The sequence below is a fragment of the Sinorhizobium sp. RAC02 genome, assembly GCF_001713395.1.
GTDB lineage: Bacteria > Pseudomonadota > Alphaproteobacteria > Rhizobiales > Rhizobiaceae > Shinella.
Genome location: NZ_CP016452.1, coordinates 1,571,550 through 1,584,447, shown reverse-complemented (window position 1 = coordinate 1,584,447; position 12,898 = coordinate 1,571,550). Strand labels below are relative to the sequence as shown.

Annotated in this window: 12 protein-coding genes; 8 read left to right on the top strand and 4 right to left on the bottom strand. The window is 63.6% G+C overall.

What is annotated here, in order from left to right; genetic code table 11:
• Positions 1-2 precede the first annotated feature (2 nt).
• Both BSY16_RS28365 and BSY16_RS28360 read left to right on the top strand, forming a co-directional pair.
• Positions 3-905, top strand: coding sequence for an ABC transporter permease (locus tag BSY16_RS28365; protein ID WP_069063098.1), 903 nt, complete (start codon positions 3-5; stop codon positions 903-905).
• A gap of 31 nt (positions 906-936) precedes the next feature.
• The gene (locus tag BSY16_RS28360) at positions 937-2,523 is read left to right on the top strand and encodes an ABC transporter substrate-binding protein (protein WP_069063097.1); all 1,587 of its coding nucleotides are present in this window, start codon (positions 937-939) and stop codon (positions 2,521-2,523) included.
• A 45-nt stretch (positions 2,524-2,568) separates the two neighbouring features.
• Here the strand turns inward: BSY16_RS28360 and BSY16_RS28355 are convergent, their stop codons facing one another.
• Positions 2,569-3,471: a LysR family transcriptional regulator gene (locus BSY16_RS28355; protein WP_069063096.1), complete on the bottom strand. Its 903-nt coding sequence runs from the start codon at positions 3,469-3,471 to the stop codon at positions 2,569-2,571.
• A 153-nt stretch (positions 3,472-3,624) separates the two neighbouring features.
• On the opposite strand from BSY16_RS28355, the gene BSY16_RS28350 reads away from it, so the two are divergent.
• The 5 genes from BSY16_RS28350 to BSY16_RS28330 all read left to right on the top strand — a co-directional run bounded on the left by BSY16_RS28350 (position 3,625) and on the right by BSY16_RS28330 (position 8,442).
• On the top strand, positions 3,625-4,764 hold the full coding sequence (locus BSY16_RS28350) for a hypothetical protein (RefSeq protein WP_150130171.1): 1,140 nt from the start codon (positions 3,625-3,627) through the stop codon (positions 4,762-4,764).
• Positions 4,765-4,798: 34 nt separating this feature from the next.
• Positions 4,799-5,998 carry a DUF5624 domain-containing protein gene (locus BSY16_RS28345; RefSeq protein WP_069063095.1) on the top strand — a complete coding sequence of 400 codons (1,200 nt, stop codon included), beginning with the start codon at positions 4,799-4,801 and terminating at the stop codon, positions 5,996-5,998.
• Positions 5,999-6,017: 19 nt separating this feature from the next.
• On the top strand, positions 6,018-6,482 hold the full coding sequence (locus tag BSY16_RS28340; RefSeq protein ID WP_069063094.1) for a DoxX family protein: 465 nt from the start codon (positions 6,018-6,020) through the stop codon (positions 6,480-6,482).
• A gap of 226 nt (positions 6,483-6,708) precedes the next feature.
• On the top strand, positions 6,709-7,737 hold the full coding sequence (locus BSY16_RS28335) for a four-carbon acid sugar kinase family protein (protein ID WP_069063763.1): 1,029 nt from the start codon (positions 6,709-6,711) through the stop codon (positions 7,735-7,737).
• Positions 7,738-7,740: 3 nt separating this feature from the next.
• Positions 7,741-8,442, top strand: coding sequence for a FadR/GntR family transcriptional regulator (locus BSY16_RS28330; protein ID WP_069063093.1), 702 nt, complete (start codon positions 7,741-7,743; stop codon positions 8,440-8,442).
• 51 nt (positions 8,443-8,493) lie between these two features.
• On the opposite strand, the gene BSY16_RS28325 is transcribed toward BSY16_RS28330, so the two are convergent.
• The 3 genes from BSY16_RS28325 to BSY16_RS28315 are packed head-to-tail and all read right to left on the bottom strand — an operon-like array spanning position 8,494 to position 11,766.
• Positions 8,494-9,612 carry an iron-containing alcohol dehydrogenase gene (locus BSY16_RS28325; protein ID WP_069063092.1) on the bottom strand — a complete coding sequence of 373 codons (1,119 nt, stop codon included), beginning with the start codon at positions 9,610-9,612 and terminating at the stop codon, positions 8,494-8,496.
• A 4-nt stretch (positions 9,613-9,616) separates the two neighbouring features.
• Entirely contained in the window at positions 9,617-10,573 is a 957-nt protein-coding gene (gene pdxA, locus BSY16_RS28320) for a 4-hydroxythreonine-4-phosphate dehydrogenase PdxA (protein WP_069063091.1), read from the bottom strand.
• Positions 10,570-11,766, bottom strand: coding sequence for a sialidase family protein (locus BSY16_RS28315; RefSeq protein ID WP_069063090.1), 1,197 nt, complete (start codon positions 11,764-11,766; stop codon positions 10,570-10,572). Before BSY16_RS28315 ends, pdxA begins: the two co-directional genes overlap by 4 nt.
• A 233-nt stretch (positions 11,767-11,999) precedes the next feature.
• On the opposite strand from BSY16_RS28315, the gene BSY16_RS28310 reads away from it, so the two are divergent.
• Positions 12,000-12,872: a DMT family transporter gene (locus BSY16_RS28310; RefSeq protein ID WP_083243156.1), complete on the top strand. Its 873-nt coding sequence runs from the start codon at positions 12,000-12,002 to the stop codon at positions 12,870-12,872.
• Positions 12,873-12,898: the final 26 nt, after the last annotated feature.

The following is a 12,898-nucleotide window of genomic DNA, read 5'->3' as shown; positions in this document are numbered from 1 at the left end:
CCATGCGCAAATCCGTCGCCACCGAACTTTGGATCACACCGCCCCGGTCGCGCGGGTCGATCGCGAAACTCGTGCTCGGCCAGCCGCTCGGAGCGCTCGGCCTCGTGCTCATCGTGTTGGGCTTTGTCGTCGCCTTCGCAGCCCCCTGGATCGCGCCCTATGATCCGCTCGCCACCGACTACGGCAATGCCATCGCGCCGCCATCGCTCGCACACCTGATGGGCACGGACAGTTTCGGTCGCGACCTCTTCTCGCGCGTGCTCTATGGCGGGCGTACGGCCTTCCTCATCGGCGTCTCCGCCAGCTTCATAGGCTGCACGATCGGGCTGTTCGTCGGCATCACCTCGGCCTATGCCGGCGGCTGGGTGGACACCATCGTCGAGCGCTTCATGGAGATCCTGCTGGCGATCCCGATCACGGTGCTTGCGCTGGTGCTCGTCTCCAGCCTCGGGCGCAACCTGGTCTTCGGCATCGACCTCAACCTCGTGCTGGCGATTGCGCTGCCGATCGTTCCCAAGATGGCGCGTGTCGCCCGCTCGCAGGCACTCACCATCCGCAACCTTTCCTATATCGACGCGGCGGTGACGCTCGGCTTCAGCGACCTGCGCATCATCGTGCGCCACATGGCGCCGAACATTTTCGGGCCGTACATCGTCATGCTCACCGCCTTCATCAGCCAGGCGATCCTGATCGAGGCCTCGCTGTCCTATCTCGGGCTCGGCGTCACCGAACCCACCCCGTCCTGGGGGCTGATGCTCGCCGGCAACGCCTTCAACACCTCGATGACCGCGCCGTGGATCGTGCTCTATCCGGGCCTCGCCATCGCACTCGTCGTCTTCGCCTTCTCGATGTTCGGTGACGCATTGCGCGACGTGCTGGATCCGAAGGCGCGATCGGACCGCTGACAGAATTTTCACGTTTCAGGGAGGAAACGACATGGATATCCGAAGGAAAATCGTGGGGCTCGCCGCTGTTGGCGCACTCCTGCTCAACGGCGCGGTCGCCGCTGCGCAGGAAACGCCGAAGTCCGGCGGCATTCTGCGCTATGCGGTAAGCGACGATCCGGCCAATTTCGATTGCCACGGCGCCAATCACTTTGCCGCGCTGATGCGTCTTGCCCCGCATTACTCGACGCTGCTGCGCTTCAAGCCGGGCAGCTATCCGGATATCGAGGGCGATCTTGCGGAGGGCTGGGAGGCCAATCCGACGGACCTCACCTATACGTTCAAGCTGCGCCAGGGCGTCAAGTTCCACGACGGCACGGATCTGAAGGCCGCGGACGTTGCCGCGACCTATGAACGGCTGGCCTGGCCACCGGAGGGCGTCATCTCCGAGCGGCTGGAAGCTTTCCGCCAGATCGACAAGATCGACGTCGTCGATGACTATACGGTGCGCTTCAAGGTGAAGGAATGGGACGAGTCCGTGCTCGGCACCTTCGCCTCGCCGTTCAACTGCGTCTATTCCGCAGCACTCCTGAAGTCGGACCCGCAATACCCCAAGCAGAAGGTCATGGGCAGCGGCCCCTACGTCTTCGATGAATTCGTGTCCGGTTCCGTCTGGAAGTCCTCGAAGTTCGAGAACTACTTCCGCACGGGCCAGCCCTATCTTGACGGGCTGGAATCCTACACGATGGAAGGGCCGGCCGTAGCGAACGCCATCCAGGCCGGGCAGATCCATACGGATTTCCGCGGCGTCAGCCCGCAGGGTGCCGACCGGCTGAAGCAGAGCCTTGGTGATGCCATCAGCATCAAATCCGGCCCCGCACTCACTCATTTTCTCGTGACCTTCAACGCGGAAAAACCGCCCTTCGACGACGAGCGCGTGCGCCGCGCGCTGAACCTCGCCATCGACCGCTGGGGCGGCGTCAAGGGTCTCGGCCGCACGACGGAGATGCGCTACGCCGGTGGCATCTTCCTGCCCGGCGGGCAATTTGCCGCTTCCGATGCGGACCTGCAGAAGATGGCCGGCTTCGGCACGGATATCGCCGTCGCGCGCGAAGAGGCGAAACGCCTCCTCAAGGAGGCCGGCCAGGAGAATCTGAGCTTCGACCTCACGGTGCGCAACGGCCCGTCGATCGTTGTCGATTTCGGCGTCTTCCTCACCGACCAGTGGCGGCAGATCGGCGTCAATGCCCGCAACGTCGTCGTCGAGACGCCACCATGGGCGGCGGCGATTTCCGACGGATCGTACCAGGCGATCGTCGACATCTATTCGGCGCTGCGCGAAGAGCCGACCGAGCAGATGACGAAGTACATCTCGCACGACGTCTCCGCCCGCTCGGCCGGCCGCTTCACCGACCGCGAACTCGACGACCTCTGGCGCAAGCAGGCGCTGGAGCAGGACAAGGCGAAGCGCAGGACGCTGCTGCGCGACTTCGAAACCCGGCTCTACGAAAAGTCCTATTCCGTGCCGGTCGTCTGGCTGGAGCGCATCGTCGCCATGAACGCGGCGCTGAAGGGCTGGACCTTCAACCCCAGCAACTTCCTCTACCTCGACCAGTCCTCGACCTGGCTCAACGAATAGGCTGCGCAAAAGCCATTTGAAACGGAAGGCTGGGGCGGCAACGCCTCAGCCTTCCTGGTTGTGAAAGGCCGTCTGCGCCAGGCGGATGAGATGGGCGATGCGGGGATTTTCCTCCCCTGCGCGGAAGGCGAGAAAGAGATCCGTCTCGGCATCTGCGTCGGCCAGCGGCATGAAGGCGACATTCGGGATCTTGATGAATTGCAACCCGGAGGGAACCACGGCGATGCCGAGACCGGAGGCGACCAACCCGATGATCGTCGTCGCCTCCTGTGCTTCCTGTACGATGTTCGGGAAGAAGCCGCGCTTGCCGCACAGTTCGATGAACTGGTCATAGATGCCGACGCCGATCTTGCGCGGATAGAAGATGAAATTCTCCTCCGCGAGGTCGGCGATACGGATTTCCGCCTTGTCGAGCAGCGCATGGCCGCGATGCGCCGCCACCACCAGCCGGTCGGTTGCGAGCTTGCGAAACGAGATCCCCGAAACCTGGTTGCGCTGCGGCCGGCGGATCACGCCTACATCCAGCTCCCGTTCGCCGATTGCCTGCAGCTGGGCGATGCTGGTGTGCTCCTTCAGCGTCACGTTGATATCGGGATAGTGGTCACGAAAGGCGTGGATCAGCGCGGGGAAGGGCGACAGCAGCGAGGAGGCGGCGGTAAAGCCGATGCGCAACTGCCCCGCCTTGCCGCCCGCAACCGCCTTCATCTCCTGCTCGCAGCTTTCGATGCGCTCCAGGATGCCGAGCGAATGGTGATAGAGCAGCCGGCCGAATTCGGTGAGCTGCACGCTGCGTTGGGTGCGCAGGAAGAGCGGCGCTCCCAGTTCTTCCTCCAGATTCTGGATGGCGATCGACAGGGGAGACTGGGTGATGTTGAGTTTTTCCGCCGCACGCCGAAAATGCAGCTCCTCGGCCAAGGTACGGAAATAGGTGAGATGCTTGAAGTTCATGGCACTGTCTCATCCGGTGTTTTAGGCTGTGCGATGATAAATGCTCATTGATATATTTTGCAAAACAAAACGCGCAAAAATTGAATTGGCTGGAACGGCCGAATTCTCCCAATATCGGGCAAGAACAGCATTCTGGCAGGGAGGCCGGCATTCGTGGACACGCCAATCGCGACGAAGGAGGGGACACAGATGGACGGGCGCTCCGAACAAGGGCTGATGCGCCAGATCGGCATCCTGCCGACCTCCGGGGCCCGCGCCTGCGAAATCTACTCGATCGACAGCCGGCTTTTCCTTGCCGTGCCGCAGCTTGCCTATGATGTGGCCGGCACGCCGGCACATATGAATGGCGGAGACAGCAACACCGATCTGCTGATCTTCGAATGGGAAGAGGGTAGGTTTGCACCGGTCTCCCGCCTGCCGGTTCCTGGCGGGGAAGATGCCGAATTCTTCGCGATCGGTGACCGACGCTTCCTCGCCACCGCCAGCGCCCGCACGGGGGCGGGACCGTACCAACCCAACATCGATTCCGTCGTCTACCATGAAGTCGGTGGAGAGTGGCTGCCGTTCCAGCGCTTTCCCGGCTTCCTTGCCAAGCAATGGAAGGCTCTCAGCTTTGGCGGGCGGCAATTCCTGGCCTTTGCGCTCGGCGTCACTGTCGAAGGCGTCGAGGCGAGCAATCCGCGCAACTCGACGATCTTCGAATGGGATGGCGCCAGCTTCGTGCCCTTCCTGACGCTCGATGGTCCCTGGGGCTACAACTGGACGAAGATCATCGCCGGCGACCGCGAATTCCTCGCCTATGCTGATCACACCGGCAAATCGGTGCTGCTCGAATGGACTGGCGAGACTTTCGAGGTTTTCCAGCGTTTCGAGGGCAAGACCGGCCGCGCTTTCCATGTCCTGCCGGTGCCCGGTCCGGTGCAGGTCGCCTTCGCCGCCATTGCCGACGATACGGTCGTCTATCAATGGAGCGGCAAAAAATTCGAGGAGATGCAGGTGCTGAGCGGCCCGGGTGGCCGGGAGTTCGCCTCCATCACGAAGAACGGCCGTTCCTATCTCGTACAGGTGAATTTCATCGAGGGCTCGCCGAAGGCGCCGAAGACCGATCTGCTCTCCGTCATCTACGCTTGGTCCGGTGAGGAATGGCAGCTTGTCGACCGCTTCAAGACCTTCGGCGCCACGGATGCCGCCTTCTTCGAGGCGGATGGCAAGACGTATCTCGTCGTCACGAACAGCTTGACGCCGGATGTGCGGTTTTCCCAAGACACCGTCATCTACGAATTTCTAGGTTGAGCGGCGCCCGCGCCGTTTCAGGAGCAGTCCTTCCATGCCTTACAGACCCGATCCCCGTTTTATCAATCTCTACGACCTCTATACGGGCCCGAACAGCATTGCCGCCGAACTTGCGCAGCGCAAACGCGACGCGACGGCCGATACGCCCATCCTCATATCGACGGGTTCCGACCTCGTGCTGTTCCCCGGCCGAGATCGGGAGCCGATCTATGAAAGCTTCCGTCACAGCACCCGCGGTTTCAAGGAACTGACCGCCATCTCCCATCTCGGCACGGCCATGGCCTGGCTTGCCGAAATGCAGGAGGAGGGCATCGACGGCTGGCAGGCCTGGGCTCGCCGTTTCCTTGCCCAGTGCGAGGCCGTGCGTGCGGTCTCCACCGTTTCCTATTGGGAGACCGAGGTGGCGGTGGATGCATGGAAAGGCTGGGAGCCGAAGATCGTCGACCTGGTTGATTATGCCTGCCGCACGGTCGAAGACTTCCTGCATACCGGCCTTGCCGATCCTTCGGTCTTTACCTACCGGGCGCTCCGGGAGCGGTTCCTGGAACCGCCGGAGCCGGGCCGCCTGCTGGTGCCGTTCAACGACGTCATGGTCGCCACCTTCGCGCTGACCTTCCTCGACATCACCCACCGCATCATGCGCTGGATCACACGGCTGGATCTCGATTGGCGGACGCTGATGGTGATGATCTGCGGAAGTTCTGGTCGCCCGACGGCGGGCCTCACCTGGGCCACCAACAATATGTGCCACCTCCTCTGGCGCGCCTCGCAAAAGACCCTCCGGCCGGAATACCTGCTGATCTCGCCGCACGCCCCCAGCCTCAACCTCGACATGATCAAGAGCGGCACCGACCTCAAGGACCTGGAAAAGGCCTATCGCACGCTGTGGTGCAAGACGCGGGTGACGGCGGAGATCGGCGCAAAGATGTTCGACGGTTTCCCGGCCTTCGTGCCGGATATCGGCACGGCCCCGGTCATCACCGATCCGGCTGGCACGCTCAGTGAAATGCCGCGGCTGAAACATCCAAACGACCGTTTCACCGCCATTTCCCGGCTGCGCATGGTCATGGAGGACCCGCGCCAATTGCTCTCCAACTCCGTTGCCGAATTCATCATCGACGAATTGAGCGACAAGGACCTCGACCCCGGGGCGATCACCATCCCCTGTTTTACCGACACCGTCTATCCGCCCGCAGGGTCGCGTGCGGTGGCTGACTGTCCACCCGCCGCCTGAAACTTAAAGGAGCACCCGCATGCAGAATCTCGATGCCGAGACGGCACCCGCACGTCTTCAGAACCTCTACGTTCCCTCTCTCGCGCCGCTCTACGAGCGGTCCTTCATCGGTGGAGAAACATTTCTGCGCGTGGTGGCGGGTGCGTTGCTCGTTACGCACGGATTTCCGAAAATCCTCGACCCGTTCGGCGCCTCCGGCCTGGTGGAGAGCATCGGTTTCTATCCCGGCGCCTTCTGGTCGCTGCTGCTCTCGGTGAGCGAGTTTTTTGCCGGCGTCTGCCTGACGCTCGGGCTGTTCACCCGGGCCGCTGCGCTTGTGGCGACCGTTATCCTGCTCGTCACCGTCTATTTCCACGGCATCGTGCAAGGGCAGGGCCTGTTCGGTGCGGAAAAATCGATCCTCTGGGCGGCGATCACCATTTTCTTCCTGCTGCGCGGCGCCAACCGGCATTCGCTGGACCATCGCATCGGCCGGCAGATCTGACCGGCTCAAATCTCGGGGCTGCATCGCCGGACAGAGGCAGCCGTGCTTCTCTTCACAGACTGCCCCCAGTCTTTGCTCGTCTTCGAGAGCAGGGGCTGGGGAACCGGGACCACAAGCAGAACAGCCGGTTCGATCGGCTTGCTATAATTTGTAACATTGCAAGGAATATCATTGACATTTCAATATGAAGTCGCACAATAAAGATAACAACAATGCGGAGCGCGCGATGCTGGCCATTCTTGCCGACGATCTGACGGGGGCGCTGGATACGGCTGCGCCGTTCGCGGCGCGGGGCATGCATGTGGAAGTGGCCCTCTCGACCAGCGCCGTCGGCGAAGCCCTGCGCGAGGCGCCGGAGGTGCTGTCGATCAATCTCGCTTCGCGCGAGATCGGCGCTGAGGCTGCGCGGCGAGAGACGGAGAGGGCACTAGCGACGCTGCCGGCGGGAACGCGTCTCTTCAAGAAGGTCGACTCGCGTCTCAAGGGCCATATCTCGGCCGAACTCGATGCCATGCCCTATCAGGCGGCGCTGGTGGCGCCGGCGATCCCGGCCTTCGGCCGCATCGTCAAGGACGGCTGTGTGACGGGCTTCGGGGTGGACGCGCCGATTTCCATTGCGGAAAGGCTCGGGTCCCATGCGGCCCGCGCGACGATCCCAGACATTGCCAGCCAAAACGAGTTGCACCTCTGGCTCGAACGGGCGGATGAGGCGGGGATCGATCTTCTTGTCGGCGCACGCGGCCTTGCGGAAGCGTTTGCCGAGGCGATGAGCGGACAGGCCCCGGCACGCGCCGCTGAAATCCCCGCGGGTCCGGGCCTTTTCGTCATCGGCTCGCGCGACCCGATTACCCTTGCGCAGATCGAGGCGCTGCTGGGCCATGGCGATCTGCGCCACCTGCCGGCGCCGAATGGTCGCCTTGACGGCGCGCGCACCGATGGCAGCGCGCTGACGCTTGTGCAGGCGGTTCCGGGCGAGGATATCGCGACCTCGGAAGAGGTGTCGCATGCGCTGGCGCAAAGCGTCTGCCCCGATCTTGCGGCCGCGGCGTCGACGCTGCTGCTTTCCGGCGGCGCCACAGCGGAGGCCGTGCTCAAGAAGATGGGGATCGTGCGGTTCCGGCTGCGTGGTGAATGCCTGCCCGGACTGGGCTTGGCGCATGCCCAAGGACATTGCATTATCGCCAAATCGGGAGGATTTGGCGAGCCGGACACGTTGCGGGAGATCGCAGACCGGCTGTGCCGCAAGACGGGATGAACGATGGGACTGGAGAACGGAACAGCACGCAGGAGCCTTGGCGATCTCGTCTTCGAGCGCATGCATCGCGCCATCAAGTCCGGTGCCTACAAGCCGGACGAGCGCCTGCCGACCGAGCATGACCTGGCGATCGAATTCGAGGTTTCGCGGCCGATCATCCGTGAGGCGCTACGGCGGCTGCGCGAGCAGGGCTTCATCTATTCCCGGCGCGGCGCGGGCAGCTTCGTGCGGGCCGTCGGCATGCGCGAGCCGCTGGGTTTCGGGCAGCTCGAAAACGTCGCCGACCTTCTCAACTGCTACGAGTTCCGCCTGACCGTCGAGCCGGCGGCCGCCGCGGCTGCCGCCGAGCGCCACGATGCGGCGACGCTCGCCGCCATCCGCCAGGCGCTGGAACTGATGCGGGACGCCACCAACCGGCAGTCCCACCGCGAGGATGCGGACTTCCAGTTCCACCTCGCGATCGCGCGCGCCGCGCAGAACAGTTATTTCTTCACCGCCATGGAAGCACTGAAGGACCATATCGCCGTAGGGATGCGGTTCCACGGCGCGTCGGTAAAGCGCGAGACCACCGGCCTCACCCGGGTCTTTGGCGAACACGAGGCGATTGCGGAAGCGATTTCGGCCCGTGACGGCGCGAAGGCGCGGGAGCTTATGTTCCAGCATCTCACCGGCTCGCGGGAGCGGCTTTTCCACGCATCCAAATAGAACGCAAAACCCCGGCAAGGCCGGGGTTTTCCTGTTGGGGAACTGCGCTTCCTAGAAAGCAGCCCGGTAGACGCCGAGCACGTCCTCCACGCTCATATCGATCGGGTTGTTGTCCATCAGGCGGCGGTTCGCGTGCGCTTCGCCGGCATAGAGGGGCAGGTCGTCCGCTACGGCGCCATGGGCGGATAGCGCCATCTCGATGCCGAGATCGCGGCAGAAGCCGTGGGCGGCGGTGAGGAGGTTTTCAGCGGTAAGGTTTTCGCCGAGGCCGAGGGCTTCGGCCACTTCCGCCGTCTTTCCTGCCGCTACGTTCTGGTTGAAGGCCAGGACATGCGGGAAAATAATGGCATTCGCCAGTCCGTGCGGCAGGCGCAACCGCGTGCCGAGAGGATAGGCGATGGCGTGGCCGGCGGCGGTGTTGACCGGGCCGAGGCAGATACCGCCATAGTAGGAGGCAAGCATCATGCCCTCGCGGGCCTCGGTGTCCGTGCCGTCGCGCACCGCGCGGGCGAGGTATTTGCCAACGAGCCGGAAGCCCATGCGGGCAAAGCCGTCGATCATCGGATGGGCGCGGCGATTGGTGAAGGCCTCGACGCAATGCGCCATGGCGTCCACGCCGGTCGCCGCCGTCACCGCCGATGGCACGGAATAGGTCAGTTCCGGATCGAGCACGGCGAAATCGGCGATTAGATGCGGGCTTTCGACCGCGATCTTGGTGCCCTTGCCGGGATCGGTGATCAGCGAACGGATGCCGGCCTCTGAGCCCGTGCCGGCGGTGGTGGCGACCTGGACGAGGCGCGTGCGGCGCCCAGCGACCCGGTTCGGGCCGGCGACGTCGGCGAGCGTCTGCTCGCCATCCCATAGTGCGGCAACCAGTTTTGCGACGTCGAGCACCGAGCCGCCGCCAAGGCCGACGATGAGGTTCGGCCGGTTTTGGCGCGCGGCTTCGATGGCGGCCTCCAGCGTCGTAATGTCAGGCTCGCCGGGGATCGCGTCGAACACGGTGACACGGCTAGCGAGCTTCAGGCGGTCGATGAAGCCGGCGGTGATCGGCGTTGCGATCACCAGTACCGAGGCAGCGTCGGAGGCCCAGGCGCCGACCTCGCCGATCGTGCCGGCGCCGACGGCGAGCCGACGCGGTTGGTGGAGCGTGATGGGGGCGATGCTCATGGTCTCATCCTCGCTTGGCGGCGCCCGACACCAGCTTGCGGGCGTAGGCTATGGCGGAATTCATGTTGCCGTGGTCGGCGATACCCTTGCCGGCAATGTCGAAGGCCGTGCCGTGATCGACCGAGGTGCGGTCGATCGGCAGGTCCACGGAGACGTTCACGGCGGTATCGAAGGCGACGAGCTTGACCGGAATGTGCCCCTGGTCGTGATACTGCGCGACGACCAGATCGAAGGCGCCGGCATAGGCGCGGTAAAACAGTGTATCCGCGGAGATCGGACCGTAGACGTCGATACCTTCCGCACGCGCTGCCTGGACGGCCGGTGCGATCTGTTCGTCGTCTTCCGTGCCGAAGAGGCCGTTCTCGCCGCAATGGGGGTTAATACCGGCAACCGCGATCCTGGGTGCTGCGTAACCGGTGCGCTTCAGGTGGGCGTCTCCGGCGCGGATGGTCGCAAGCACCCGCTCCGTCGTTGAGCGGCGGATGGCTTCCTGCAGGGAGACATGGGTCGAGACGTGGATGACCTTGAGGCGCTCGGAGGCAAGCAGCATGTAGGCGGCCTTGGAGCCCGTCAGGCTGCGCAGCATGCCGGTATGGCCGTCATAGTGGTGGCCGGCGAGGTTCAGCGCTTCCTTGTTGATCGGCGCAGTGACGATGCAGCCGATGGTGCCAGCCTGCGCATCGCGTACCGCCTTTTCGATGAAGCGGAAGGCTGCATCGCCGGCGGCCGGGCTGAGCTGCCCCCAGGCGAGGGGTGCGCCCTCGATCGGCAGGTCCACGACATGCGGTGCTAGGTCGATCGTGATGTCGAGGGCTTCGCACGCGGCCTCCAGCGTCTTGAGATTGCCGTAGATGCGGATCGTCACGCGCTCTTCCGGCGTCATGCCGGCCAGCGCGCGCACCGAAATCTCGGGGCCGACGCCGCACGGGTCGCCCATGGTGATGCCGATGATGTCGCTCATGAAAGTCTCCGTGTGTCGGCGCGGTCCCAGCCGGGTGCCAGGCGGACATATTTGATCGCACGCCGGTGATAGGTGTAGGCGAGGTGCAGGGTGCCGTCGGCTTCCGCCAGCAGCCAGGGATAGGACATTTCCTTGTTTCGGCCGTCGGTCGAATCGTTGGAAAGGCAGGTGCCGGGACCGTCCTCGATCAGAAGCCGGACGGGGAAGGTATTGCCGCCATCCTCAGACAGGCAGAGCGCGACCGGTGCGCGTGGTACGCCCCAGATCGGCGTGCAACCGCCGGCAGGGTCGGCGTCTGGGCGGTCGTCGTTCTCGCCGAGTTCATCATAGAGCGACGCGCGGCGGTCGGCGGACTGGGCCGCGTTCACCGGATTGCAGATCATTGCGACGCGGCCGTCGTTAAGGCGGATCGCGGCGATGGAGGAATTGTTGTTCGGCACATCGGTCGCCTGCGGCGCGGACCAGGATTGCCCGCCATCACGGCTCTCCGTTCTGTAGACGAAGTCCGCCTGGCGCCGGCGGAAGAAGGCGGCAAGGTGCTCGCCCTCCAACGAAACCGGTGACATGTGCACGCAGCCGATGGATTGGGCGATGTCCTCGAGCTGCCAGGTCTCTCCACCGTCCCGCGAGATGCCGACCGCGGCGGTGTCATGGCTGCCGTTCCATTTCTGGCCGGGACGCTGGACGCAGCGGAAGATCGGCAGCAGCCACGCCCCATCCGCGCGCACCGTGAGCGGTGCGCGAACGAAGCAGCCGCGCGGCAGATCGAGATAACGCCCTTCCTGCGCCACCAGCGCTAGCGGATCCGAGGCGTCGCGCCGGATTTCGGCCATGCGGATCCGGCATTCATCCTGATTGCCTGATGGTTGCGAGGTGTGGAAGAGCCAGAGCCTGCCATCGGGCGCGGTGAAGAACACGGGATTCTGCTCTGAATGCGCCGGGTCGAAGCTCAGCCGTTGCGGCGGTCCCCAGTTCGCTGCGCCCTTCGGCAGCACGGAGGCGAAGATCGAGATGTCCGACTTGCCTTCCAGTGTGCCGCCAAACCAGGCGCAGGCGAGCGCGCCATCGGCAAGCAGATGCTGAAACGCGGCATGATTCTGGATCATGGGCGACGGCAGCAGGGCTTCGTCTCGTCCGGGCAGCGTGCTTTGAAGCAGGCCATTCATGTGGCGGGCGATTTCCGCGGGGTCCATTGGCTCCTCCTGTATGGTGTTGAAAATCACCGAAATTACAAAGTTGTCAAGTTTGAGAATGTTATCAAGCTTGGAAAATTCACATATATACTACGTTAAGTATCAGAATTTATTATATAAATAATTTAGTAGCGGCTCGATTTAATTTTACATTGCAAAATAATTTGACAAACTTGTATGAAAAGAGGATGGTCTGGCCAACTTGGCAAGAGGATGCCGGGAGGAGGATTTTCATGCCGGAAGCCGGCAATTCACGGAAGGCGACGATGGCTGTGCTCTTTGCGGCCGGTGCTGCGGTGCTCGCGGCAGCTGACGCCGTGATCGTGCGCGCCCTGCATGGCGCCGTGCATCCCTTCGTGATCGGCTTCTTCCGTGCCTTTTTCGGCGCTGTCATTCTCCTGCCTTTCATTCTTGTTCGTCCGGCCGTGCTGCGCTCGACGCATCCGCTTCGCCAGCATGCCGTTCGCGCCGGTTTCAAGTTGCTGGCCATGGTCGCCTTCTTTGCCGCCTTCAGCTGGGGGCCGCTGGCCGACGTGACGGCGATCGCCTTCACGTCGCCGATCTTCCTAGTGCTTGGTGCCGCGCTGACGCTTGGTGAACGGCAAGGCCCGGCGATGATTGGTGCGGTGGCGATCGGTTTTGTCGGTGCGCTGGTCGTCATCGGTCCGTCGGGCACGGGGATCAGCCTTGCCATCGCGCTGGCGCTTGCCGGCGCGGTGCTCCAGTCGGCCATCCAGTTGATCCTGAAATCCATGTCGAAGGGCGACCGGACCTCGACGCTCGTCGTCTGGAATCTTCTGCTGACCGTGCCGATTGCGCTTCTTTTCGCCCTGCCGTTCTGGACGACGCCGGGGCCGCGGGAGGTGGGGCTGCTTGCGCTTCAGGGTGTCGTCGGCGCCGCCTGCATGGCCATGATGACCCATGCCTTTTCGCTAGCGCCTGCCACGATTGTCGCACCCGTCGATTTTCTGCGTCTGCCGCTCGTGGCCCTCGGAGGCTTTGCACTGTTTGGCGAACACATCGCCGTCACCACGCTTTTCGGTGGTGGGCTCATCTGCTGTGCGGCGCTGGTCGCCGCGCGATCCGGAAAAACAACATCTGCCTGAACACGATTTCACTAGGGAGGAAATGC